The organism is Sphingopyxis sp. FD7, assembly GCF_003609835.1.
Lineage (GTDB): Bacteria > Pseudomonadota > Alphaproteobacteria > Sphingomonadales > Sphingomonadaceae > Sphingopyxis.
This window is the reverse complement of the sequence record NZ_AP017898.1, coordinates 1-23,280: the sequence shown is the minus strand read 5'-3', so window position 1 is coordinate 23,280 and position 23,280 is coordinate 1. Positions and strand designations below refer to the sequence as shown.

The following is a 23,280-nucleotide window of genomic DNA, read 5'->3' as shown; positions in this document are numbered from 1 at the left end:
TCTCGATTTCCGGCTATGCCGGAAGTTTATCCTGAGCGCCTGCCAAGGCAGTCGAAGGGCTCGATGCGAACGGGAATGGAGGAACGCCGCCCGCATTCAAACCTCGTCACCCTGAACTTGTTTCAGGGTCCATGGCCTGACCTTTCCTTCGGCGCTGCGCCGAACGAGAATACAGGCCATGGATGCTGAAACGAGTTCAGCATGACGATGTTCAAGGAAAGCGCGGCTAGCCTCGCCCGCAAACCCCGCTGGCCCCACGCCCTCGCATGGGCCGCCCTCGCCGCGCTCATCCTCACCACCGCCGCGCACCTCGCCACCAAACCGCCCCCCATGCCTTCCTTCGCCGCCGTCCGCGCCGACTGGCAGCCCAGCGAAGCCTGGCTCACCGACCGCGACGGCCGCCTCCTCGACAGCGAGCGCGTCGATTTTCAGCGTCGCCGCCTCGCCTGGGTGCCGCTGAAGGACATCAGCCCCGCCGTCCGCACCGCCGTCGTCCAAAGCGAGGACCGCCGCTTCTGGTCGCACGGCGGGGTCGACTGGCTCGCGGTCGCCAGCGCCGTCCGCGCGCGGCTGACCAGCGACGCGCGCGCCAGTCGCTCGCGCGGCGCCTCGACGCTCGCAATGCAGCTCGCCGCCTTCCTCGACCCCGGCCTCGCGCAGCCGGGGCAGCGCGACTGGCGCGCCAAGCTGCGCCAGATGCGCGCCGCGCAGCACCTCGCCGATGCGTGGACGCACGAGCAGATGCTCGAAGCCTATCTGAACCTCGTGCCCCTGCGCGGCGAGGCGCAGGGGATCGGCGCGGGCGCGGCGGGCCTGTTCGGCAAGGCGCCCGCCGACATGAACCGCTCCGACGCCGCGCTCTTCGCGGGCCTCCTCCCCAGCCCCGGCGCGGGCGCCGACGCGCTCGCCCGCCGCGCGTGCCGGATCGCGGCGACAAGCGATTGCGCGGCGATTCGCGCCGCCGCCGCGACCCTCGTTTCGGGCGAGCACGCCGCGCGCGCCGACCCCGGCCTGGCGCCGCACCTCGCCGTCCGCCTGCTCGACAAACCCGGCAAGCGCGTCGCCACCACCATCGACCGCCGCATCCAGATCGCGGCGATCGTCGCGCTGCGCCGCCAGCTCGCCGGACTCGGCGCAGACCGCGTCCGCGACGGCGCGGTCGTCGTGCTCGACAATGCCACCGGCGACGTGCTCGCCTATGTCGGCGGCGTCGGCCTCCAATCGACCGCGGCACAGGTAGACGGCGCCAATGCGCGGCGGCAGGCGGGATCGACGCTCAAGCCGCATCTCTATGCGCAGGTGATCGAACATGGCTGGCTCACCGCCGCCTCGATCCTCGACGACAGCCCGGTCCAGCTCGACACCGCCTCCGGCCTCTACGTCCCCAAAAATTACGACCGCAGCTTCAAGGGGCCGGTCAGCGTCCGCCACGCGCTCGCCGCCTCGCTCAACGTCCCCGCCGTCCGCGCGCTCGTCATCGACGACGTCCAGCAATTCCGCGACCGCCTCTGGGCGCTCGGCTACCACGGGCTCGTCGAGGATGGCGAGTATTACGGATACTCGCTGGCGCTCGGATCAGCCGAAGTGTCGCTCGTCGAACAAGCCAACGCCTTTAGAACATTGGCAAATCTCGGAAACTGGTCCCCCGTCCGCTACCACCCCGCGCGGCACCTTCGACAAGTTCCGCCGCGCCAGATCGTCAGCCCCGCCGCCGCCTTCATCGTCGGCGACATTCTCGCCGACGCCTCCGCGCGCGCCGATGCGTTCGGCGCCGACAGCGCGCTGCGCCTTCCTTTCTGGGCCGCCGTGAAAACGGGCACGTCCAAGGGGATGCGCGACAATTGGTGCGTCGGCTGGTCGGACCGTTTCACCGTCGCGGTGTGGGTCGGCAATCTGGAGGGCGATTCGATGCGCGCCGTGTCGGGCACTTCGGGCGCCGCGCCGGTGTGGCGCGACGTAATGCTCGCGCTCCACGCGGGTCGCCCCGGCAAACCCCCCGCCATGCCCGCGGGGGTCGAAGTGCGCCCGATCACCCTCCCCGGCACGCGCGAGCCGCCGCGCCGCGAGTTTTTCCTGGCCGGCACCGCGCAGGCCGTAATGGCCGCCGCGCCCGCCACCGCGCGTCGCCCGCGCATCACCAGCCCGGTCAGCGGCAGCGTCTATGCGCTCGACCCCGACATTCCACCGGATCGGCAACGCATCGCCGTGACGGTCAGCGGATCTCTCGCCGGATACCGGCTGATTCTCGACAAGAAACCATTGGGCGACGCCGATGCGGGGCAGCAGATCATGCCGCGCCCCGGCGCCCATATGCTCGCGCTCGTCGATCCCGGCGGGCGGACGATCGACCGCATCCGCTTCACCGTGCGATGAAGCGCCTGTCACACGCCTGAAATTAAGTTGCGCTGACGCGCGGAGCGGCTAGTCTGCCCCGCCAGGAGAGGCCCGCGCCGGGCCCCAAAGGGGACTATTACATGATATTTGGTCGCGTCAAACCGCTCGACGCCATCTTGGCCACCGCCGAGAAAAAGTCGTTGCACCGCTCGCTCGGTGCCTTTCAGCTCACCATGCTCGGCATCGGCGCCATCATCGGCACCGGCATTTTCGTGCTGACCGCCGAAGCCGCGCAGAAGGCCGGGCCGGGCATGATGTGGAGCTTCGTGATCGCCGGGCTCGTCTGCGTCGTCGCGGCGCTCTGCTATTCGGAGCTCGCCTCGATGGTGCCCGTTTCGGGCAGCGCCTACACCTATACCTATGCGGTGATGGGCGAGCTGCTCGCCTGGACCGTCGGCTGGGCGCTGATCCTCGAATATGCCGTCGCGGCCTCGGCGGTGTCGGTCGGCTGGTCGGGCTATTTCGTCGGACTATTGGCGAATGCGGGGATAAACCTGCCGATGGAGCTGACGGTCGGGCCCTATGCGGGTGGCATCGTCAACCTGCCGGCACTGGTGATCGCGCTGCTTGTGACGTGGCTTCTGATGATCGGGACGACCGAAAGCGCGCGCGTCAACGCGGTGCTGGTGGTCATCAAGGTCACCGCGCTCACGCTGTTCATCGTGCTGACGCTGCCGATGCTGAAGGGCCAGAACTTCGACCCCTTCATGCCGAACGGCTGGTTCGGACAGATGGCGGGGCTTGGCGCCGTGGGCGCCGCGGCGTCGATTTTCTTCGCCTATGTCGGCTTCGACGCCGTCTCCACCGCCGCCGAAGAAACCAAGAATCCGCAGCGCAACGTGCCGATCGGGCTGATCGCCTCGCTCGGCATCTGCACCATCTTCTATCTGCTGGTCGCCGCGGGGGCGATTGGCACGATGGGTGCGCAGCCGGTCACCGGACCCGCGGGTGAAATCCTTTCGCCCGGCTCGACCGCGCTCGCCGAACGCTGCGCCTCGCTCGCCGCGCTGGGTCAGGAACCGCTTGTCTGCTCGCGCGAAGCGCTCGCCCATGTGCTGCGCGAAATCGGCTATCCGGCGATCGGTAACGCCATCGGCATCGCCGCCTTCCTCGCGCTGCCGTCGGTGATCCTGATCATGCTGTTCGGTCAGACGCGCATCTTCTTCGTGATGGCGCGCGACGGGCTGCTTCCCGAAAAGCTGGCGTCGATCCACCCCCGGTGGAAAACGCCGCACATCGTCACCGCCATCACCGGCGTCGCCGTCGCCTGCTTCGCCGCCTTCCTGCCGGTGGGCAAGCTAGCCGACATTTCGAACTCGGGCACGCTCTTCGCCTTCTTCATGGTGGCGATCGCGGTGCTTGCACTGCGGGTCAAGGATCCGACGCGCCACCGGCCGTTCCGCACCCCGCTGGTGTGGATCGTCGCACCGCTCGCGATCCTCGGCACGCTCGGCCTTTACCTAAACCTGCCTTTCGACGCGAAGATGGTGCTGCCCGTATGGGGCACGATCGGGCTCGTGCTCTATTTCCTCTATGGTTACCGCAAGAGCCACGTCGGTCGCGGCATCGTCGAGGTCCACGAGGACGACGCCGACGCCCCGCCGCCTCCGGTTCCGCCCGTCCCGTCTTTCGACTGACCGAACCGCCGATCAATTGGGAAAGGGGGCTGCGGCCCCCTTTCCTTTACGGCTGTATCTGCCGCGACGACGGTTGCTATCCAGCGGAGACCGCCGGAAGCTGCCATGGCCGCGTAGGCGGTTTTGAATAAGATTCGCGCAGAGGCCGCAGAGATGAGCAGCTTCATCTCTGCGATCTCCGCGGCCTCTGCGCGAACAGAAGGCGGCTTGCGACCGGTAGTTGCCCTCAACTTTATCGTCGTCCCGGCGAAGGCCGGGATCTCACCCTATCGGTTTACCGCACCGGCGAGATCCCGGCCTTCGCCGGGATGACGGATAAGGGAAAGGCAGGAATCCACCCCAAGGCCGCCGTTCAGCGCCCCCCAACGTCAGAAGGGGCTTTTGGGCGCGGTTCCCGGCCGGGTGAACAGCTTGCCGCGCTCGGCCCACAGCACCAGCGCCAGCCCGACGATCGCGCAGCCGAGGAAGGCATGGGCGAGAGGGAGCGTCGTGCCGTCATATTGCTGGCCGATGACGGCGCCGACGGTCGCCGCGAGCAAAGTCTTGGCAAAGCTCTGATAGGAGGATGCGACGCCCGCCATATGGCCGAAATCCTCCATCGCGATCGACCCGAAATTGCTGCCGATGAAGCCGATGAGGCCGACGTTGACCATCATCAACAGCGTGAACATCCACAAGGTCTCGACCCCGCTCAGTGCGGCGACGATCTGCAGTATCGAGGTCGCCATGAAGGCAAAAACCGCCGACTGCGAGACGCGCCGCGCGCCGAAGCGCTCGACGATTGCAGCGTTCGAAAAATTGGCGATCGCAATGCCGATGGCGACGCACGCGAAGACCAGCGGGAAGAGGCTGCGTGCGTCGAACACCTCGCCGATGATCTGTTCGCTGCTGTTCAGATAGCCATAGAGCGCGCCCTGCATCGTGCCCGACGCGATCATATAGCCCGCCGCGCGCCGATGCCGCGTCACCGTCGCCCAGCCCGCCGCCATCGTCCTGAAGTCGAGCGGGCGGACGTCGGCGGGGTCGAGCGTTTCGGGCAGGCGGCGGAGCCACACCAGCATCACCACCGACATCACGGCAAGCAGGATGAAGATCGCGCGCCAGCCCGCAAGCGCCGCGACCCCGGCGCCGAGCGTCGGGGCGATGATCGGCACGATCATGAAGACAAGGAAAATCAGCGACAGCCGCCGCGCCATGGCGTCGCCCGCGAACAGGTCGCGGATCACCGCGACGACGATCACGCCCAGCGCGGCGCTGACCAGCCCGTGCACGAAACGCAGCACGATCAGCATCGTAAAGCTTGTCGCCAGCCCGCAGCCGATCGAGAGCGCGAGATAGGCGAAAAGGGCGGGGACGAGCACGCCCTTGCGCCCAAAGCGATCCGACAATGGACCATAGAGAAGCGAGCCGAAACCGATGCCGAGCAGATAGACCGAAATGATATATTGGCGATCGTTGGCGACGGCGACCCCCAGCGCTTCGCCGATTGCCGGGAGCGCGGGCAGCATCGAATCGATCGCGAGCGCGTTGAGCGCCATCACCATCGCCATCATTACAACCATTTCACGGTCGCCGGGCAGGCTCCGCGGAGGGGATTCGGTCGCTTTGTGCATAGCAGCAAGCCTATGCGCCGATGCCGCCGCTTTGGATAGCCCTTCGGAAAGGAAAAGCTATGCAATTGAAGGGGTGCGCCATGCTGCACATGATCGTCGATGATGACCCAGATCGACCGATCGCAGCCCCAGGGCCTGTTTCAGTGAGACTGGAACAGTGTCTAGTTTTTCGGTGCCTGGCGGCGATAGCTCAGCGCTTCGGCGATGTGGATGCGCCCCACCGTTTCGGCTCCGCCGAGATCGGCGATCGTCCGCGCGACGCGCAGGATCCGCGTATAGCCGCGCGCCGACAGCCGCATCGCCTCGGCCGCCTGCGCAAGCAGCCTCCGCCCCGCCTCGTCGGGCGTTGCGACCGCTTCGAGCAATTCGCCGTCGATTTCGGCATTGGTGCGCGCCTTGTGCCCGGCATAGCGTGCGGTCTGCACATCGCGCGCCGCGGCGACGCGCGCCGCGACCTCGGCGCTGCCCTCGGCGGGGGGCGGCAGGACAAGGTCGGCGGCGCTCACCGCCTGCACCTCGACGTGCAGGTCGATGCGATCGAGCAGCGGCCCTGACAGTTTCGCCTGATAATCGGCGGCGCAGCGCGGCGCCCGGCTGCACGCGAGCGCCGGATCGCCGAGATGGCCACAGCGGCACGGGTTCATCGCCGCGACCAGCTGGACGCGCGCGGGAAAGGTGACATGCGCATTGGCGCGCGCGACGCTGACCTCGCCCGTTTCGAGCGGCTGGCGGAGCGAATCGAGCACGCCGCGCTGAAACTCGGGCAGTTCGTCGAGGAACAGCACGCCGAGATGCGCGAGGCTGACCTCGCCCGGCCGCACGCGCAGGCCGCCGCCGACGAGCGCGGGCATCGACGCCGAATGATGCGGTGCGCGAAATGGCCGCGCACGGACAAGCCGCCCGCCTTCGAGCTGTCCCGCGACCGAGGCGATCATCGACACCTCGAGCGCTTCGGCGGGGGTGAGTTCGGGCAGGATGCCGGGCATGCACGCCGCCATCAGCGACTTGCCCGCGCCCGGCGGCCCCGACATCAGCAAATTGTGCCCGCCCGCCGCAGCGATTTCCAGCGCACGCTTGGCGGTTTCCTGTCCCTTTACTTGCGACAGGTCGGCGCTGCGCGCCGCCACCGCGACCTCGCCCGGCACCGGCGGCGGCAGCGGCGAATGACCTTTGAAGTGATTGAGCAGCGCCAAAAGATCGGGTGCGCCGATGACCTCGACATTGCCCGCCCACGCCGCCTCCGGCCCCTGCGCGGCGGGGCAGACGAGGCCGCGCTCGACGCTGCCCGCGTGCAGCGCGGCGAGCAGCACGCCGGGCGAGGCGGCGACGCGCCCGTCGAGGCCGAGTTCGCCGACGACGACGTATGACGCCAGCGTCTCGGCATCGATCACCCCCATCGCGCCCAAGAGCGCGAGTGCGATCGGCAGGTCGTAATGCGAGCCTTCCTTGGGCAGATCGGCGGGCGACAGGTTGACGGTGATGACCTTGGGCGGGAGCGACAGGCCGATCGCGGCGATCGCGGCGCGGACGCGCTCGCGGCTTTCGCCGACCGCCTTGTCGGGCAGCCCGACGACGACGAAGCGCGGGACGCCGGGCGTGATCTGGCACTGCACCTCGACCCCGCGGGCCTCGATGCCGAGATAGGCGGCGGTTGAGACGATTGCGACCATTGGCTCCCCCGGAACAGCGCGATGTGCCCCCTTTGTTCCAATGCCTTCTTAGGCGAAGCGACGGGAAGGTCGAGTCTTTTTCGGAGGCTGGCAAAAGTGCCGCGGCGCGTGGGGGCGACATTCGTTTGACAACATACCAACCAGTCGGTATGTCGATTCGCATGACGACGAATCAGACGCCCCCGACTTCCCCCGCGCTCCCCGACGCCGCCGCCCGCGCAGTCCCCCAGGCGGGCGGCGGCACCCCCGGCGGCCGGGCGCCGCGGGGCAGCGCGCGCGCGGCGCTGATCACCGCTGCGCATCAGCTGGTGCGCCGTCAGGGCTATGCCGCCACGACGGTCGACCAGATCTGCGCGGCTGCGGGCGTGACCAAGGGCGCCTTTTTCCATCATTTCGCGTCGAAGGAGGCGCTCGCAGTCGCCGCCGCCGAGGGCTGGACCGACCGCGCGCGACCGTTGTTCGAACTGCCGCCCCACACGCGGCTCGACGATCCGCTGGACCGGCTGCTCGGCCATATCGATTTCCGCCTGTCGATGCTGGGCGGGCCGACCGAGGATTATACCTGCTTCGTCGGCACGATGGTGCAGGAAGCCTATGCGACAAGCGAAGCGATCCGCGAAGCGTGCGAAGCCAGCCTCAACGCCTATTGCGAGGCGCTCGTCCCTGACATCGAAGCGGCGTTCGACCGCCACGGCAAGCCCGAAGGCGTCACCGCCATCGGCCTTGCCCGCCACGTCCAGGCCGTGCTGCAGGGATCGTTCATCCTCGCCAAATCGGCGAACGATCCGGCGATCGCGCGCGAGAGCGTCACCCATCTGAAGCGCTATGTCGCCATGCTCTTTGCACGGAACGGCGCAGCATGATGCAACAGGTAATTGCCGCGGCGCGCGGAGCGCGCTGACCTCGACACCCCCAAGAAGGAGAATGACGATGCCCCGTATGATTTTCGTGAACCTGCCCGTCGCCGACCTCGAAAGATCGAAGGCCTTTTATGCCGCGATCGGTGCGGTCAACAACCCCGCCTTCACCGACGACACCGCCGCTTGCATGGTGGTCGAGGAAGGGGCGATCCATGTCATGCTGCTGACGCATGAAAAATGGGCGAGCTTTACGCCAAAGACGATCCCCGATGCGCGCACCCACGCGCAGGTGCTGCTGGCCCTTTCCGCCGACAGCCGCGCCGACGTCGACGCGCTGGTCGCCAGCGCGACCGCAGCGGGCGGCGCCGCCGACCCCACGCCGACGCAGGAATATGGCGACTTCATGTACGGGCGCAGCTTCGAGGATCCCGACGGCCATATCTGGGAAGTGATGTGGATGGACCCCGCCGCAATTCCCGCCGGCGAACCCGCCGAAACGGCCGCCTGATCGGCGCATAAGGGAGGAGGAAAAAATGTCCGATGCGGTCCCCGCCAAATATCAGCTGATCCTTGGCCGCGTGCTCAGCGGCCTGGTGATCCTCTTCCTCCTCTTCGACGCCGGGCTCAAGCTGGTGTCGCCGGAGACCGCAATCAAATATAGTCCGCCGAACCTCGGCTGGCCGCTCGAGGTCGGCACCATGTATCTGCTGGCGATCCTGCTGCTGATCCCGACGCTGCTCCATGTCTGGCCGCGCACGAGCATCCTCGGCGCGATCCTGATCACAGCCTATCTGGGCGGCGCGATCGCCACGCAGGTCCGTGTCGGCAACCCGCTGTTCAGCCATATATTGTTCGGCGTCTATCTGGGCGTGATGCTGTGGGGCGGCCTGTGGCTGCGCGATCCGCGGGTCCGCGCGATGATTCCGTTCCGGGCGGGAGCCGCGGCATGAGCTTTCAGGCCTATCTCGACAATGTTCGGACCAAAACGGGGCAATCGCCCGATGCCCTGGCCGCGCAGGCGGTCCAGAAAGGCCTCGCCGACGACACGGGCCTGGCGCCCGGCGTCAAGGCGAGCGCGGTGATCGACTGGCTCAAGGCCGATTACGGCCTGGGCCACGGCCACGCCATGTCGATCGTCGCCTTCATCAAAGGCAAACGAAGCTAGTCACCGTTTTCAAGAATGAGGATCGTTCAATGATAAGCCTTTCTCCCCTCCCCCGACTGGCCGCAGGCGCGGCGTTCGCCAAAATCATTGCCGCGCTGGCGTTCGTCGCGATGCCGCAGGGCGCCGCGGCCGAAGCGCCCGCCGCTGCGGTGGCGCCCGTCAACGCCTCCGCGCATGGTCATGTGGACGTTGCCGGCGCCGCCATCCATTACCAGCTCTATGGCGATCCAGGGGCGGGTGGCACCCCGCTGCTCGTTCTGCATGGCGCCTTTATGTCGGCCGATGCGATGCGGCCGCTGATCGCGCCGCTTGCCGCGACGCGGCCGGTGATCGCGATCGATGCGCGCGGCCACGGCCGGTCGGGCGGCGTCGATACGCCGCTGGATTACGACCGCATGGCCGACGATGCCGCCGCGGTGCTGGGCAAGCTGGGCGTCGAAAAGGTCGATGTGCTCGGTTATTCGATGGGCGGGTCGGCCGCGATTGCAATGGCGATCCGGCACCCCGACAAGGTCGGCAAGCAGATCATCCTCTCGGCAACCTCGCGCCTCGACGGTTGGTATCCCGAGGTGCTGGCGGGCATTGCGGCGATCAGGCCCGAGTTTTTCGCGAACACGATCATCGAGACCGAATATCAACGACTGTCGCCTGCGCCGGAGAAGTTCCCCATACTCGTCGAGAATATCAAGAAACTCGACGCCACGCCCTTTGGCTGGTCCGACGCCGCGGTGCGCGCGATCCCCGGCAAGACGATGGTGATCATCGGCGACGCCGACGGCGTGACGCTCGACCATGCGATCGAGCTCTTCAAACTGCGCGGTGGCGGCGACGTCGCGGCGGCGACGCAGGGTTTCCTGACCGAAGCGCCCAAGGCACGGCTGGCGATCCTGCCCGCGACATCGCACATCGGGATCATGGCCGAGGTGCCCGTTATCGCTGCGATGGTCGTGCCTTTTCTCGACGACAAGGCGCCGCCGCCGCCGGCCTTCTGATCCCCGGAAAGAAGCGAGAGGAATCCCTCATGCCGATCAATCCCGATGCCGCCATCGAGGTCACCGCCTTCGACTGGGTGCCGGATTTCGCGCGCGGCTTTGTCCGCGACCTGCGCCCGCGCTGGGCGTGCGAGGAAATCGACCTCGATTATGCCGAACGTCTGATCAGCGCGGTCAACCGCCCTGCCGACCATTTCCTGTTCCAGCCATGGGGGCAGGTGCCGGTGCTCAACGATAATGGCGTCCGCCTGTTTGAAAGTGGCGCGATCCTGCTCCACCTCGCCGAAAAGGACGAACGGTTGATGCCGCGCGATCCGCAGGGCCGGGCGAACACGCTCGCCTGGCTGTTCGCCGCCTATAACAGCGTCGAACCGATGCTGTTCGAGCTCGGCAATGTCGACATTTTCGCGAAGGACGAGGAATGGGCGAAACTGCGTCGCCCTGGCCTGATTGCCTTCATCCGCGGCCGACTCGGCCGCCTGAACGACGCGATGGGCGACAAGCCATATCTGGCGGGCGACTTCACCGTCGCCGACATCGCGATGGCGACCGTGCTGCGCGAAGCCGTCGAGGCGGGGCTGGTCGCCGAGCAGCCGCGGCTTCAGACCTATCTCGACCGATGCCTTGCACGGCCCGCCTTTCAGCGTGCGCTCGACGCGCAGCTTGCCGCATTCAGCGAAGAGGCGGGTCCGCCCGCCTGATAACGACTTCCTGCCCCCGAAGGAGAGAGACGATGACCTATGTGGAAGGATTTGTGGTCGCGGTGCCGACCGCCAACAAGGACGCATATCGCAAACATGCCGCCGACGCGGCGCCGCTGTTCAGAGAGTTCGGCGTCAGGCGGATGGTCGAGGCGTGGGGCGATGATGTGCCCGACGGCAAGATCAACGACTTCAAGGGCGCGGTGCAGGCCAGACCCGACGAAACCGTCGTGTTCAGCTGGTTCGAATATCCCGACCGGGCGGCGCGCGACGCCGCGAATGAAAAGATCATGTCCGACCCCCGGATGAAGGAAATGGGCGCCACCATGCCATTCGACGGCAAGCGGATGATCGTCGGCGGTTTCGAGTCGATCCTCGATGATCGCGGCAGCGGCGCGACCGGATATGTCGACGGTTTCGTCGCTCCCGTCCCGGACGCCAACAAGGAGCGCTATCGCGAGCTGGCGAAAATGGCGTCGGACGTTTTCATCGAACATGGGGCCACGCGCGTCGTCGAAAACTGGGGCGACGATGTGCCCGGTGGCGAGGTCACCGACTATGCCCGCGCCGCGCACAAAAAGGATGGCGAGACCGTCGTGTTCAGCTGGGTCGAATGGCCGAGCAGGGAAGCGCGCGACAAGGGCTGGGAAAAGGTGATGGCCGACGAACGGATGAACCCCGGTCCCGAAGAGGAACGACCATTCGATGCCAAGCGCATGATCTATGGCGGCTTCGTGCCGATCGTCGAAGCGTGACGGCCGCCGCCTCCCCATGGCGAAACCTTGGGGAGCCGGCACTTCCGAGGGCTGACGAACAGGGCCGACGAACGCGGCGCCGGCACGGCTCGCGGCCCGTCCACCATCCGGGGATGACCCCCCTCTCCACGCCGTCGGCGCCGGAAGGGTTGAAGGAGCGAAAGATGATCAGGCTTTACGGCACTCCCCCGACGCGCGCCTTGCGCGCAATGTGGCTGCTCAACGAGCTGGACCTGCCACACGAAATTGCCCCGATCGATCTCGGCGCGGGCGAGCAGCTGACGCCCGCGTTTCTCGCGCTCAATCCCGCCGCCAAGCTGCCCGTGCTCGTCGACGGCGACACGGTGATCAGCGAATCGGCGGCGATCCAGCTCTATCTCGCCGACAAATATGGCGAGCGCTTCCCCGGCGGCGGGCTGATCCCCGCGACGCCCGAAGATCGCGGCCGCATGTACCACTGGCTGTTCTTCCTGATGACCGAGATCGAGGCGCCGCTGTGGCGCATCGCGCTCCACAATTTCATCTATGCGCCGGACGAACGGTCGGAAGCCGAGATTGCGCTGGCGAAGCGCGACGCGCGGCGCATGATCGCGGTGCTCGAACAGCATATGCAGGGGCGCGACGTCCTGGTCGGCGACGGGCTGACCGTCGCCGATTTCAACGCGGCCTTCACGCTCGACTGGGCGCGCGAGGAAATGCTGCTGGACGATGCGCCGGCGCTCCGCGCCTTTCTCGACACCATGTATGCGCGGCCCAGGGCGCCGATCACCATCGCCGCCGCGATGGCGGAGCTGGCGGCATGAGCGGCAACGACGCGACCAGGATCCGCACCGCAACCTGCCAGTGCGGCACGGTGGCACTGGCGATGGCGGGCAAGCCGATCGCCGCGGTAACCTGTTATTGCCATAGCTGCCAAGCGGCCGGGCAGACTTTCGATGTGCCACCCGGCGCGCCGAGGACGCTGGAGGCCGATGGCGGTACCCCTTATCTGCTCGTCCGCAAGGATCGGATCGAATGGCTGTCGGGTACCGACCAGCTGGATGAACATCGGCTGAGGCCCGATTCGCCGACGCGGCGCTTTGTCGCGCGCTGCTGCAATTCGCCGATCGCGCTCGAGTTTACCAAGGGCCATTGGCTGAGCGTCTATTCGGCGCGCATTCCGGCTGAGAATCGCCCGGCGACCGAGATGCGCACGATGATCAAGGAACGGCCCGATGGTGTCGAGCTGCCGGATGACATTCCCAATCATGCCGCGCCGTCGGGCAAGCTCTTGTGGCGGCTTTTGAAAGCATGGGCGGCGATGGGGTTTCGTGCGCCGAAAGTCGAAACAACGAAAGGATTTGCACGATGACGAAGAATGACGACCGCGTCGAAATGCTGAACGTCAACAGCCCCGGCCATGTCGTGCGCGTCGAGCGCGCCAAATATGAAGCGATGCGCGCGGCCATGCTGGCGGTGGTGCCGACCGAGGCGCCGGGGCTGACCGCGGCGGAGATCAAGGAACGGCTGCTGCCGCTGCTCCCCGATGCGCTGTTTCCCGGCGGGGCGAAGGCGGGCTGGTGGCAAAAGGGCGTGCAGCTCGACCTCGAGGCGCGCGGGCAGATGGCGCGCGCCGACACCAGGCCGCTGCGCTTTTACCGGCGCTGACGCCGGGTTCCGGACACGGGTTCCGACAAGGAGAGCGACGATGACCAATCCCGCAGGCAGCTTCATCTGGTATGAATTGATGACCCCCGACCCGGAGGGCGCGGCGCGCTTTTACGGCGCGGTCGTCGGCTGGACGATCGCCGCGCACAGCGACCCCGGCGCGCCCGGCGGCGTCGATTACCGGATGATTGTCCGCACCGGCGGCGGCCACGCCGGCGGCGTGCTGACGCTCAGCGCCGACATGATCGCCGGCGGCGCGCGGCCGGGCTGGCTCGGCTATCTTTACACCCCCGACGTCGATGCCGCGATCGCAGCGATCACCGCCGACGGCGGCGCCGTGCACATGCCGGCAAAGGATCTGCCCGTCGGGCGCATGGCGATGGTCGCCGATCCGCAGGGGGCGGTCTTTTACGTGATGGCTCCCATCCCCCCCGCGGGCGCCGACAACGCCGCCGCCGACGCCTTTTCGGTGACCGAGGCCCAGCATGTCCGCTGGAACGAGCTGGCGACGAGCGATCCCGACGCCGCCATTGCCTTTTACCGCAAGCATTTCGGCTGGGGCCAGGAAGGCGCGCTCGACATGGGCGAGCTTGGCCAATATCGCTTCCTTCAGCACGGCGGCGACATGATCGGCGCGGCGATGCCGCTCATGGAGGGCATCCCCGCCCCGACGTGGACCTTCTACATCGGCGTCGACGACATCGACCGCGCGCGAGGTGCAGTCGCCGCGAACGGCGGGACGATCACCAACGAACCGATGGAAATCCCCGGCGGCGAGTTCGCGATGAACGCGATCGACCCGCAGGGCGCCGTCATCGGCTTTGTCGGCCCGCGCAAATCCTGACCCCCCAATACCCACCCGGCAATATGAAGGAGAGTGACGATGAGCAAGACCCCCCTGACCCTCTGCCTCTGGTACGAAGGCGATGCCGAGGAAGCGGCCAGCTTCTATGCCGCAACCTTTGCCGACAGCCATGTCGGCGCGGTTCACCGCGCCCCCGTCGACACGCCGGGCGGCAAGGAAGGCGATGTGCTGACGGTCGAGTTCACGCTGCTTGGAATGCCCTGCCTCGGCCTCAACGGCCCGCCGATGTTCAAGCATAGCGAGGCTTTTTCCTTCATCGTCCACACCGACACGCAGGAGGAAACCGACCGGCTGTGGGACGCGATTGTCGCCAACGGCGGGCAGGAAAGCGTCTGTGGCTGGTGCAAGGACAAATGGGGCGTGAGCTGGCAGATCACCCCGCGCGTCCTGCTCGAAGCGACGACGGGCAGCGACAAGGCGGCTGCGAGGCGCGCGTTCGAGGCGATGATGACGATGAAAAAGATCGACATCGCGGCGATCGAGGCCGCGGTGAAGGGTTGACGCGATGCTGATATTCTATGGCCATCCCTTCTCCTCCTACGCGTGGAAGGCGTTGATCGCGCTGTATGAAAAGGGCATCGCGTTCGAATATCGCGCGCTCGAGACCGAGGAGCCGTTCACCCACTATGACGAACTGCGATCCCATTGGCCGGTCGGGCAGTTTCCGCTGATCGTCGACGATGGCGTTCCGATTTTCGAATCGTCGATCATCATCGAATATCTCGACCAGAAAATCCCCGACCCGCAGCTGATCCCCGCCGACCAGCGAATGGCGCTCGACGTCCGCTTCCTCGACCGGATCTTCGACAATCATTTCCAGGCACGGTTTCAGGCCGTGGTTGCCGAATATCTGCCTTTCATCACCGAAAAACCCGATCTTGCCCGTGTCGAGCGCGCACGCGACCTGCTCGAAAAAGCCTATGGCTGGCTCGAGACCAAGCTGCCCGACGACGGCTGGGCAACGTCGCACGGCTTTTCGCTGGCGGACTGCGCCGCCGCGCCGGCGCTCTTCTATGCCGACTGGGTTCATCCGATCGATCCGCGCCATGCACGGGTGCGCGCGTATCGCGCCCGGCTGCTCGCGCGGCCGAGCGTGGCGCGATGCATCGAGGATGCCCGCCCCTATCGCGGCTATTTCCCGTTCGACGTGTCGGGCCGCGATTGACGGGCGCCGTCCCATATCGCGGTTAACGTGGCGCTGACGCTGCCGCTTTGCCAATTGGTCATCGCGGGCGCGCGAGAACGGGGGCATGGTTTTGCCCTCCGCCCTGCTGCGCACGCTTGTCATCACCGCGTTCGCCGCGGTGCTGGCGCTCGCGCCCGCGCAGGCACAGCGGGTCACGGTCGTCACCACGACGACGGTGACATGGACCCATATCGACGCGGGCGACGAAGACCTCGGCTATATCGACGAGGACGCGGCGCTCCTCGACGACGACGCGCTGGCCGAGGAAGACGCGTTCGCGGCGACGCGGCGTTATGCGCCTGCCGCCACGCTCGCTGCGCTGGGGCAGGCGAAGGCGCGTTTCGGTCCTTTTTCGGTTGTCGACGCTGCAACAGCGCGCATGGCGGGCGATGTGACGTCCGCCACGCCGCGCCAGTTCGCGGCGATGCTCGCCGCCTTTCCCGGCCTCAAGCGGATCGAGATGGTCGATTGCCCCGGCAGCCTCGACGAGGACGCCAACCTGATCCTTGCACGGGCGATCCGCCGCGCGGGGCTGGAGACCGTGGTGCCGAGCGGCGGATCGGTCCGCTCCGGCGCGGTCGAACTGTGGCTCGCCGGGCGCACCCGCCGCGCCGCGCCCGACGCCGAGTTCGGCGTCCACAGCTGGGCCGACGAATATGGCCGCGAGGCGAACGACTATCCCGCCGACGATCCGGTCCACGCCGACTATATCGCCCTTTATCGCGAAATGGGCATGGACGCGGCGAAGGCGCGCGAGTTTTACGCGCTGACCAATGCGACGCCGTTCGACGAGGTGCGCTACCTGACCCGCGCCGACATGGCGCGGTTCGTGCCGCTGGATTGAAGATCGGCGCCGCCGCGTCCGGGCAGGCAGCTCACGACCGATCGTTGCCGTACCCCGGCGAAAGCCGGGGTACAACAATAAGGCGAACGTCCACTCCCCACCCCAAAGCCGACCTTCGCCATCATCAACCTCCACACACCAAACTGCTTTAGCCTTGTAACACGCCGCTCGCTCCCCCACATCGCCTCCATGGCGAAGCGGAGCCTTTACCAGCGATTGAGGGCGAATGCGCAGGTGCGCACCGCGCTGTTCGCGCTCGGCGTGCTGCTGATGATCGTCGGCATCGTGATCGGCCCGCTGCCCGGCCCCGGCTTTCTGATCGTCTTTCCACTGGGGCTGATGCTCTGCCTTCAGAACAGCGCGTGGGCGAAGCGCGTCTATGTTCGCTTCAAATGGCGGCATCCCCGCTATGGCGCGTGGACCGACCGGGTGATGCGCCGCGTCAGCGCCGCGCGCCGCGGGGCGCGCGGCGCGCCGGAAACGCCAGATGGCGATTGACTTTGGGCCGACTCTTGCTTATCCGCGCCCCCAACGGTGGCCGCCCACGCTTGGCGGCCCTTTTCTGTTGCAGCATTTGACGAGATCTAGGGAAAACCGCGATGAAGCGCACCTATCAACCGAGCCGCCTCGTGCGCAAGCGCCGTCACGGCTTCCGCGCCCGCAAGGCCACCGTCGGCGGCCGCAAGGTGCTGGCCGCCCGCCGCGCCCGCGGCCGCAAGAAGCTGTCGGCCTGATCACCGACGCTTCGCCGCCAGCGCGTCTGGTGCGAACGCTTAACAAACGCAGCGAGTTTCTGGCCGCGAATCGCGGCCTTCGCTTTCCCATGCCCGGCTTCGTCCTGCTCGTCCGTCCGCGCGGCGACGATGCCGATGCGCTGGGCATCGGCTATACCGTCAGCAAGAAGGTCGGAAACGCGGTGACGCGCAACCGGATGAAGCGCCGCTTTCGCGAACTCGCGCGCGCGCTGCTCCCCGAATCGGGAATATCCGGCGCCGACCATGTGCTGATCGGCCGTGCAGGCGCCAACGACATCGAATTCGCCCAGCTTGGCGAGCAGCTCGAATCCGCATTGAAGCGCGCGGCGAAGAAGCTGGCGGCGAAGGCGTCGTGATCGCTCCCCCTCCTCCGCATCGTCACCCCGGACTTGATCCGGGGTCCATTCCTGCCTTGGCATCATGGACCCCGGATCAAGTCCGGGGTGACGAAAAAGGGACGATTGCGAATGAAGTTCGGCCGTTTTCCAGGCCTCCCGCATGATCGCCAAGCTGCTCATCCTGATCGCGCGCGGCTGGCAGCTGGGGCCCTCGCGCATCCTGCCGCCGACGTGCCGCTATGCGCCGTCGTGCAGCGAATATGCGATCGTCGCGCTTCGGCGTTATGGCGCGATCAAGGGTGGCTGGATCGCGACAAAGCGGCTATTGCGCTGCCATCCCTGGGGCGGTCACGGCTACGACCCGGTGCCTTAGTGCCCGCATCCCCCGACATTTTTGAGACGAAGAGAGACCGAAGAGCGTGGACGACAAGCGTAACCTGATCGCGGCAATCCTGTTGTCGGTGGCGATTCTGATCGGCTGGAACTTCGTCGCCGAGCGGTTTTTCCCGACTCCCGCACAGCCCGACGTGACCAGGACCGTCGCCCGCGCCAATGGCGCGCCCGCCAGCGCCCCCGTGGCGCAGGGTCAGCCGAGCGCGCTGCCTGCCCCGGCGGCCACCGCGCCCGCCGCCCCGGCTGCGCAGGCGATCCGCCCGGTCGACGTCGTGCTCGCCGAAGGACAGCGCATTCCGATCGAAACCCCGGCGATCCGCGGCTCGATCAACCTCACCGGCGCGCGCATCGACGACATCACGCTCACCAAATATCGCCAGACGATCAAGAAGGATTCGCCGCCGGTGCGCCTGTTCGCGCCGGGCGGCACGCCCGCCGCCTATTTCGCCAGCCTCGGCTGGGCGGCTGAGGGCGTCCGGGTTCCGGGCGCCAACAGCGTCTGGACCGCGAACGGCAGCAAGCTGACCCCGACCAGCCCGGTGACCTTGAGCTGGGCGAACGGCACGGGCCAGACCTTCCGCATCGAATATAGCATCGACGCCAATTATCTGATCACCGCGAAGCAGACGGTCGTGAATGCGGGCACCGCGCCGGTGTCGCTGAACAGCTTTGCGCTGATCGACCGCCTCGGCAAGCCGACCGACCCGCACGAGGTCGACAGCTGGACGATCCATGTCGGCCCGACGGGCTATCTCGACGGCAAGTCGGTGTTCGATGTCGATTATGACGATGTCGAGGAAGCCGCGAACCGCAGCGTGCGCTACGCTTCGGCGGGCTGGCTGGGCTTCACGGACAAATACTGGCTCGCCGCGATCATCCCGGCCAGGGGCGAGCGCGTGACCGCGGCGATCAGTTCGCCCGCCGCGAACAATTACCAGACGCTTTTCGCGCGTGACTTTACTGAGGTCGCGCCGGGGCAGCAGCTGACGGCGACCAGCCGTATCTTCGCCGGCGCGAAGGAAGTGGAGATTCTGGAGACCTATCAGAACGACCAGGGCATCACCCGCCTGTCGAACGCGATCGACTGGGGCTGGTTCGAATTTTTCGAGGTGCCGATCTTCAAGCTGCTCCACTGGCTGTTCCTGCAGCTCGGCAATTTCGGCCTCGCGATCATGGCGCTGACCTTGATCATCCGCCTGCTGATGTTCCCGATCGCCAACCGGCAGTTTTCGTCGATGGCGCAGATGCGCGTCGTCCAGCCGAAGATGAAGGCGCTGCAGGACCGCTACAAGGACGACAAGCCCAGGATGCAGCAGGAGTTGATGAAGCTCTATAAGGACGAGAAGATCAATCCGCTCGCGGGCTGTCTGCCGATCCTGATCCAGATCCCCATCTTCTATGCGCTGTACAAGGTGCTGATGCTGGCGATCGAGATGCGGCACCAGCCGTTCATCCTGTGGATCAAGGATCTGTCGGCGCCCGACCCGCTGCACATCCTCAATCTCTTTGGCCTGCTCCCCTTCACCCCGCCGTCGATCCTCGCGATCGGGCTGCTCGCGGTGATCCTGGGCGTGACGATGTGGCTCCAGTTCCGCCTGAACCCCGCCCCCGCCGACCCGGTGCAGGCGCAGGTGTTCAAGATCATGCCCTGGCTGTTCATGTTCATCATGGCGCCGTTCGCCGCGGGCCTGCTCCTCTACTGGATCACCAACAATATCCTGTCGATCGGGCAGCAGCAGTGGATGTATCGCAAGTTCCCGGCGTTGAAGGCGGCGCCGGCGAAGTGAACGAGATCGAACTCGAACCCGGCGCGGATCCCGAACGAGCTGAGCGCGCGCGCAAGCTGTTTGCAGGGCCGATCGCCTTTCTGAAATCGGCACCCGCGCTCGAACATCTGCCTGTGCCCAGCGTGCCCGAAATTGCCTTTGCGGGCCGGTCGAACGTCGGCAAATCGTCGCTGCTCAACGCGCTGACGAACCGCAACGGCCTCGCGCGCACCTCGGTCACGCCGGGACGGACGCAGGAGCTCAACTATTTCGACGTGGGCGAGCCGCTGGTGTTCCGGCTCGTCGACATGCCCGGCTATGGTTTTGCCAAGGCGCCGAAAGATGTCGTCAGAAAATGGCGCTTCCTCATCAACGATTATCTTCGCGGGCGGCAGGTCTTGAAACGCACGCTGGTGCTGATCGACAGCCGCCACGGCATCAAGGACGTCGACCGCGAGGTGCTCGAAATGCTCGACACAGCGGCGGTGAGCTATCGCCTCGTGCTGACCAAGGCCGACAAGGTGAAGGCGAGCGCGCTCGCCGACGTCCATGCGGCGACCGAGGCGGAGGCGCGGGGGCACCCCGCCGCGCACCCCGAAGTGATCGCGACGAGCAGCGAAAAGGGCATGGGGATCGCCGAGCTGCGCACCGCGGTGCTGGAGGCGGTGGAATTATAGACGATCCTCTCCCCTTGCGGGAGAGGATGGTGAAGGTTGCGGACTTGTCCGCTACCGTAACCTGGAGAGGGGGAAGCGGCCCGCCGGGCCGCGCGAGCCACGGGCTCGCATCACCCTCTCCCAGCTTCGACTAGCCAGCAAGCTGGCAAGTCTGCGCAACCGGCGACGGGTTGGATTGCCCCCGGCAATCCAAGTCCGTGCCGGGGACACGGACGACCCGTCGCCCCCGTCAAGGGAGAGGGAGGAGGATTGGCATGAAACTCTTCATCGGCAACAAGGCCTATTCGAGCTGGAGCCTGCGCGGCTGGCTCGCCGCCAAGCACAGCGGCCTGCCGTTCGAGGAGGTCACCGTCCCCCTCTATAATGAGGAATGGAGCCGGCGGCGCGAGGGCGACGAGTTCGCGCCGTCGGGGGGCAAGGTGCCGATCCTGTGGGACGGCGCCGACATCGTCGTGTGGGACAGCCTGGCGATCATCGACTATCTCAACGAAAAGACCGGCGGCACGCGCGGATATTGGCCCGAGGATATGGCGGCGCGCGCCATGGCGCGATCGATGGCCGCCGAAATGCACTCGAGCTTTGCGGCGCTGCGCCGCGAGCACAGCATGAACATCCGCCGCATCTATCCCGCCGCCGAGCTGACCCCCGAGGTGCAGGCCGACGTGATCCGCATCCTGCAGATCTGGGCCGAGGCGCGCGCGCGCTTCGGCGGCAAAGGCGATTATCTGTTCGGCGACTGGTCGGCGGCGGACATGATGTTCGCGCCGGTGGTAACGCGCTTCATCACTTACTCGATCCCGCTGCCGCGCTTTGCCCTGCCCTATGCGCAGGCGGTGATCAGCCATCCGCACATGCAGGAATGGATCGGCGGCGCGCAGGCCGAGGATTGGGTGATCGAGAAGTTCGAGGGGCGGGTCGAGGAGTAGCGCGGGGGCCGCGGAACGGCGGGCTTCTCTTTCATCGTCACCCCGGACGCGATCCGGGGTCCATGACTTCAGCGCCGCCGTGGATCCCGGATCAAGTCCGGGATGACAAAGGTCTGGAAGCGACCGATCGTTGCCGTACCCCGGCGAAAGCCGGGGTCCAGAGCGGGATAAGCCAACGCCTGCTCCTGGGCGCCCTGGGCCCCGGCTTTCGCCGGGGTACAACAATAAGGCGAACGTCCGCTCCCCACCCCCACACCGGCCACAAAAAAGCTGTCCTACATGGCCCGGCTGCGCCAGCCTTCATCCCGGCTCTTTCAAAATGTGGACAATGCGCTCGCCGCCCGGCGTGGGAACGGGAGCGTCAATCGCGCGACCTGCGCGCCGCGAGCAGCCAATCGGCCGCCGCACAAGGCTGACCTTTCCTGGCCTTTGGACGGATTGCGCCGGGGCCGCGCCGACCGCTCCGCACGCCAGAGCGGCCATCGGCTGCGACCGCCGTGCGTTGTGGATAACCCCGCGGACAACCCCGGGACAGGCCTGTGGATCAGCTGTTGAGACTGCGCCGGATCGCGGCGATTTCGGCGTCGAGTTCGCTGTCGGCGACGCGCAGCGCCTCTACCGTGCGCACCGCGTGGATCACCGTCGAATGATCGCGCCCGCCGAAACGGCGGCCGATTTCGGGGTAGGAGCGCGGCGTCAGTTCCTTGGCCAGATACATGGCAACCTGGCGCGGGCGAGCGACCGCGCGGACGCGGCGCTTCGAGCTCATCTCCGACTTGTCGAGCCGGTAGTGCGCGCACACCGCGCGCTGGATCTCGTCGATCGTGATGCGCGGACGCGCCGAGCGGACATTTTCGGCGAGCCGGTCCTCGGCGAGGGCGAGGTCAATGCGCGCACCGGTGAGCGCAGCATAGGCAAGGAGTTTGTTGAGCGCGCCTTCGAGCTCGCGGATATTGCGCGTGAAATGCCTGACCAGCCAGGTGACGACGTCGCCCGGCACCTCAACCATCGGCATCGCGGCGAGCCGCTGGCGGATGATGCGTTCGCGCAGATCGTCCTCGGGCGCCTCGATATCGGCGACAAGGCCGCCCGACAGGCGCGAGAGCAACCGCGCCTCGACCCCGTCGAGCATCGCCGGCGGACGGTCGGCGGTGACGACGAGGCGGCGCTGCGTGGTCATCAGATCGTCGATCGTGTGGAGCAGTTCCTCCTGCGTCGAATTCTTGCCGATCACGAATTGCAGATCGTCGAGCAGCAACAGGTCGGCGGCGCGCAGCCGCGCCTTGAACGCCATCATGTCGCCGCTGCGCATCGCGCCGACGAACTCGAGCATGAACTTTTCGGCCGACATCAGGATGATCGTCGCGGTCGGGTGCGATGCGGCATAATCCTGCGCGATCGCTTGCAAAAGATGTGTCTTGCCCTGCCCGGTGCCCGAGCAGAGATAGAGGGGGTTGAACTGCGGCCGCTCGACCATCGCCATGCGGCGCGCGGCGTTGGCGGCCAGAATGTTCGAGCGCGCGACGACGAAGCGATCGAACGACAGGCGCGGGTCGAAACCGAGCAGCGCGGGATTGGTCGCGGCGGCGGGCGCCGCATCGAAAGCGGGGAGCGGCGCCGAAGCCAGCGTCGCGGCGCGCTCGGCCGCTGCCGCACCGCCGCGCACGCTGACGCCGCGCACCGAGGGCAGTTGCTGCCGCCACGCGAGTTCGAGCCGGTCGCCGAAGCGCTCGTTGATCCAGTTCGCCGAAAAGCGGCTCGCGGTCTCGAGCGTCACAACGCCCGACAGCGCGCAATAATCGGCGAAGCGCACGGGCTTCAGCCAATGATCGAAGGTGCGGGCGCCAAGGTCGCGGCGCAGGCCCTCGGCGACGCGCGGCCAGAGCGCCGCGGCATCGCCGTTCACTGCTCCACCTTTTGCATCTTGCTCATGCCGATTGCCGCTCTCTGTCACGCCGTGCCGCCCCCTGGTCCCCTCGCGCCGGTATCGGGCAGCCGCCACGCGCCGATTCGTCGCCTGCGCCGGGCACAGGTCAACTGTCCGGGACAAGCGGCCCGAAAGGATGCGAATCATGTCGATGTGGCGGCCGCCGGCG

Annotated in this window: 26 protein-coding genes; 23 read left to right on the top strand and 3 right to left on the bottom strand. The window is 66.9% G+C overall.

Going from position 1 to position 23,280, the window contains the following annotated elements; genetic code table 11:
• Window positions 1-201: 201 nt before the first annotated feature.
• Both pbpC and SPYCA_RS00125 read left to right on the top strand, forming a co-directional pair.
• Complete coding sequence (gene pbpC / locus SPYCA_RS00130) at window positions 202-2,373, top strand: penicillin-binding protein 1C (protein ID WP_120218462.1); 2,172 nt, start codon at window positions 202-204, stop codon at window positions 2,371-2,373.
• Window positions 2,374-2,474: 101 nt separating this feature from the next.
• Window positions 2,475-4,031, top strand: a complete 1,557-nt coding sequence (locus SPYCA_RS00125) for an amino acid permease (protein WP_120218461.1) — start codon at window positions 2,475-2,477, stop codon at window positions 4,029-4,031.
• A gap of 368 nt (window positions 4,032-4,399) precedes the next feature.
• Here the strand turns inward: SPYCA_RS00125 and SPYCA_RS00120 are convergent, their stop codons facing one another.
• Together SPYCA_RS00120 and SPYCA_RS00115 are read right to left on the bottom strand one after the other, a co-directional pair.
• Entirely contained in the window at window positions 4,400-5,644 is a 1,245-nt protein-coding gene (locus tag SPYCA_RS00120; protein WP_120218460.1) for a multidrug effflux MFS transporter, read from the bottom strand.
• 161 nt (window positions 5,645-5,805) lie between these two features.
• Window positions 5,806-7,314, bottom strand: coding sequence for a YifB family Mg chelatase-like AAA ATPase (locus SPYCA_RS00115; protein WP_120218459.1), 1,509 nt, complete (start codon window positions 7,312-7,314; stop codon window positions 5,806-5,808).
• Between the two features lie 161 nt (window positions 7,315-7,475).
• On the opposite strand from SPYCA_RS00115, the gene SPYCA_RS00110 reads away from it, so the two are divergent.
• From SPYCA_RS00110 to SPYCA_RS00010, 21 genes are all read left to right on the top strand, one after another.
• Window positions 7,476-8,177, top strand: coding sequence for a TetR/AcrR family transcriptional regulator (locus tag SPYCA_RS00110; RefSeq protein WP_232003410.1), 702 nt, complete (start codon window positions 7,476-7,478; stop codon window positions 8,175-8,177).
• Window positions 8,178-8,244: 67 nt separating this feature from the next.
• On the top strand, window positions 8,245-8,682 hold the full coding sequence (locus SPYCA_RS00105) for a VOC family protein (RefSeq protein ID WP_120222059.1): 438 nt from the start codon (window positions 8,245-8,247) through the stop codon (window positions 8,680-8,682).
• 25 nt (window positions 8,683-8,707) lie between these two features.
• A complete protein-coding gene (locus tag SPYCA_RS00100; protein WP_120218457.1) occupies window positions 8,708-9,124 on the top strand; it encodes a DoxX family protein in 417 nt (138 codons plus the stop codon).
• Window positions 9,121-9,339: a DUF4287 domain-containing protein gene (locus SPYCA_RS00095; RefSeq protein WP_120218456.1), complete on the top strand. Its 219-nt coding sequence runs from the start codon at window positions 9,121-9,123 to the stop codon at window positions 9,337-9,339. Before SPYCA_RS00100 ends, SPYCA_RS00095 begins: the two co-directional genes overlap by 4 nt.
• 29 nt (window positions 9,340-9,368) lie before the next feature.
• On the top strand, window positions 9,369-10,331 hold the full coding sequence (locus tag SPYCA_RS00090) for an alpha/beta fold hydrolase (RefSeq protein WP_120218455.1): 963 nt from the start codon (window positions 9,369-9,371) through the stop codon (window positions 10,329-10,331).
• Window positions 10,332-10,360: 29 nt separating this feature from the next.
• The gene (locus tag SPYCA_RS00085; protein ID WP_120218454.1) at window positions 10,361-11,032 is read left to right on the top strand and encodes a glutathione S-transferase family protein; all 672 of its coding nucleotides are present in this window, start codon (window positions 10,361-10,363) and stop codon (window positions 11,030-11,032) included.
• A 32-nt stretch (window positions 11,033-11,064) separates the two neighbouring features.
• Complete coding sequence (locus SPYCA_RS19770) at window positions 11,065-11,787, top strand: DUF1428 domain-containing protein (protein WP_120218453.1); 723 nt, start codon at window positions 11,065-11,067, stop codon at window positions 11,785-11,787.
• 164 nt (window positions 11,788-11,951) lie between these two features.
• Window positions 11,952-12,590, top strand: coding sequence for a glutathione S-transferase family protein (locus SPYCA_RS00075; protein ID WP_120218452.1), 639 nt, complete (start codon window positions 11,952-11,954; stop codon window positions 12,588-12,590).
• Complete coding sequence (locus SPYCA_RS00070) at window positions 12,587-13,138, top strand: GFA family protein (RefSeq protein ID WP_120218451.1); 552 nt, start codon at window positions 12,587-12,589, stop codon at window positions 13,136-13,138. The genes SPYCA_RS00075 and SPYCA_RS00070 overlap by 4 nt, the downstream gene beginning before the upstream one ends.
• Window positions 13,135-13,434 (top strand): DUF6958 family protein, encoded by a 300-nt coding sequence (locus tag SPYCA_RS00065; protein WP_120218450.1) that lies wholly within the window; start codon window positions 13,135-13,137, stop codon window positions 13,432-13,434. The genes SPYCA_RS00070 and SPYCA_RS00065 overlap by 4 nt, the downstream gene beginning before the upstream one ends.
• A 40-nt stretch (window positions 13,435-13,474) precedes the next feature.
• Window positions 13,475-14,278, top strand: coding sequence for a VOC family protein (locus SPYCA_RS00060; RefSeq protein ID WP_120218449.1), 804 nt, complete (start codon window positions 13,475-13,477; stop codon window positions 14,276-14,278).
• Window positions 14,279-14,317: 39 nt separating this feature from the next.
• Complete coding sequence (locus SPYCA_RS00055) at window positions 14,318-14,800, top strand: VOC family protein (protein WP_120218448.1); 483 nt, start codon at window positions 14,318-14,320, stop codon at window positions 14,798-14,800.
• Window positions 14,801-14,804: 4 nt separating this feature from the next.
• Entirely contained in the window at window positions 14,805-15,464 is a 660-nt protein-coding gene (locus SPYCA_RS00050; protein ID WP_120218447.1) for a glutathione S-transferase family protein, read from the top strand.
• Between the two features lie 85 nt (window positions 15,465-15,549).
• Window positions 15,550-16,329: an alpha/beta hydrolase gene (locus SPYCA_RS00045; RefSeq protein WP_120218446.1), complete on the top strand. Its 780-nt coding sequence runs from the start codon at window positions 15,550-15,552 to the stop codon at window positions 16,327-16,329.
• 189 nt (window positions 16,330-16,518) lie between these two features.
• Window positions 16,519-16,827 carry a PGPGW domain-containing protein gene (locus SPYCA_RS00040; RefSeq protein WP_232003408.1) on the top strand — a complete coding sequence of 103 codons (309 nt, stop codon included), beginning with the start codon at window positions 16,519-16,521 and terminating at the stop codon, window positions 16,825-16,827.
• A gap of 101 nt (window positions 16,828-16,928) precedes the next feature.
• Window positions 16,929-17,063 (top strand): 50S ribosomal protein L34, encoded by a 135-nt coding sequence (rpmH, locus tag SPYCA_RS00035; RefSeq protein WP_003046693.1) that lies wholly within the window; start codon window positions 16,929-16,931, stop codon window positions 17,061-17,063.
• A 29-nt stretch (window positions 17,064-17,092) separates the two neighbouring features.
• Window positions 17,093-17,440, top strand: a complete 348-nt coding sequence (gene rnpA, locus SPYCA_RS00030; RefSeq protein ID WP_120218445.1) for a ribonuclease P protein component — start codon at window positions 17,093-17,095, stop codon at window positions 17,438-17,440.
• 142 nt (window positions 17,441-17,582) lie between these two features.
• A complete protein-coding gene (gene yidD / locus SPYCA_RS00025; RefSeq protein ID WP_120218444.1) occupies window positions 17,583-17,795 on the top strand; it encodes a membrane protein insertion efficiency factor YidD in 213 nt (70 codons plus the stop codon).
• Between the two features lie 46 nt (window positions 17,796-17,841).
• A complete protein-coding gene (gene yidC, locus SPYCA_RS00020; RefSeq protein WP_120218443.1) occupies window positions 17,842-19,602 on the top strand; it encodes a membrane protein insertase YidC in 1,761 nt (586 codons plus the stop codon).
• On the top strand, window positions 19,599-20,258 hold the full coding sequence (gene yihA / locus SPYCA_RS00015) for a ribosome biogenesis GTP-binding protein YihA/YsxC (protein WP_120222057.1): 660 nt from the start codon (window positions 19,599-19,601) through the stop codon (window positions 20,256-20,258). Before yidC ends, yihA begins: the two co-directional genes overlap by 4 nt.
• 254 nt (window positions 20,259-20,512) lie before the next feature.
• On the top strand, window positions 20,513-21,184 hold the full coding sequence (locus SPYCA_RS00010; protein WP_120218442.1) for a glutathione S-transferase family protein: 672 nt from the start codon (window positions 20,513-20,515) through the stop codon (window positions 21,182-21,184).
• A 544-nt stretch (window positions 21,185-21,728) separates the two neighbouring features.
• Here SPYCA_RS00010 and dnaA read toward each other — a convergent pair.
• A complete protein-coding gene (dnaA, locus tag SPYCA_RS00005; RefSeq protein WP_232003406.1) occupies window positions 21,729-23,090 on the bottom strand; it encodes a chromosomal replication initiator protein DnaA in 1,362 nt (453 codons plus the stop codon).
• Window positions 23,091-23,280: the final 190 nt, after the last annotated feature.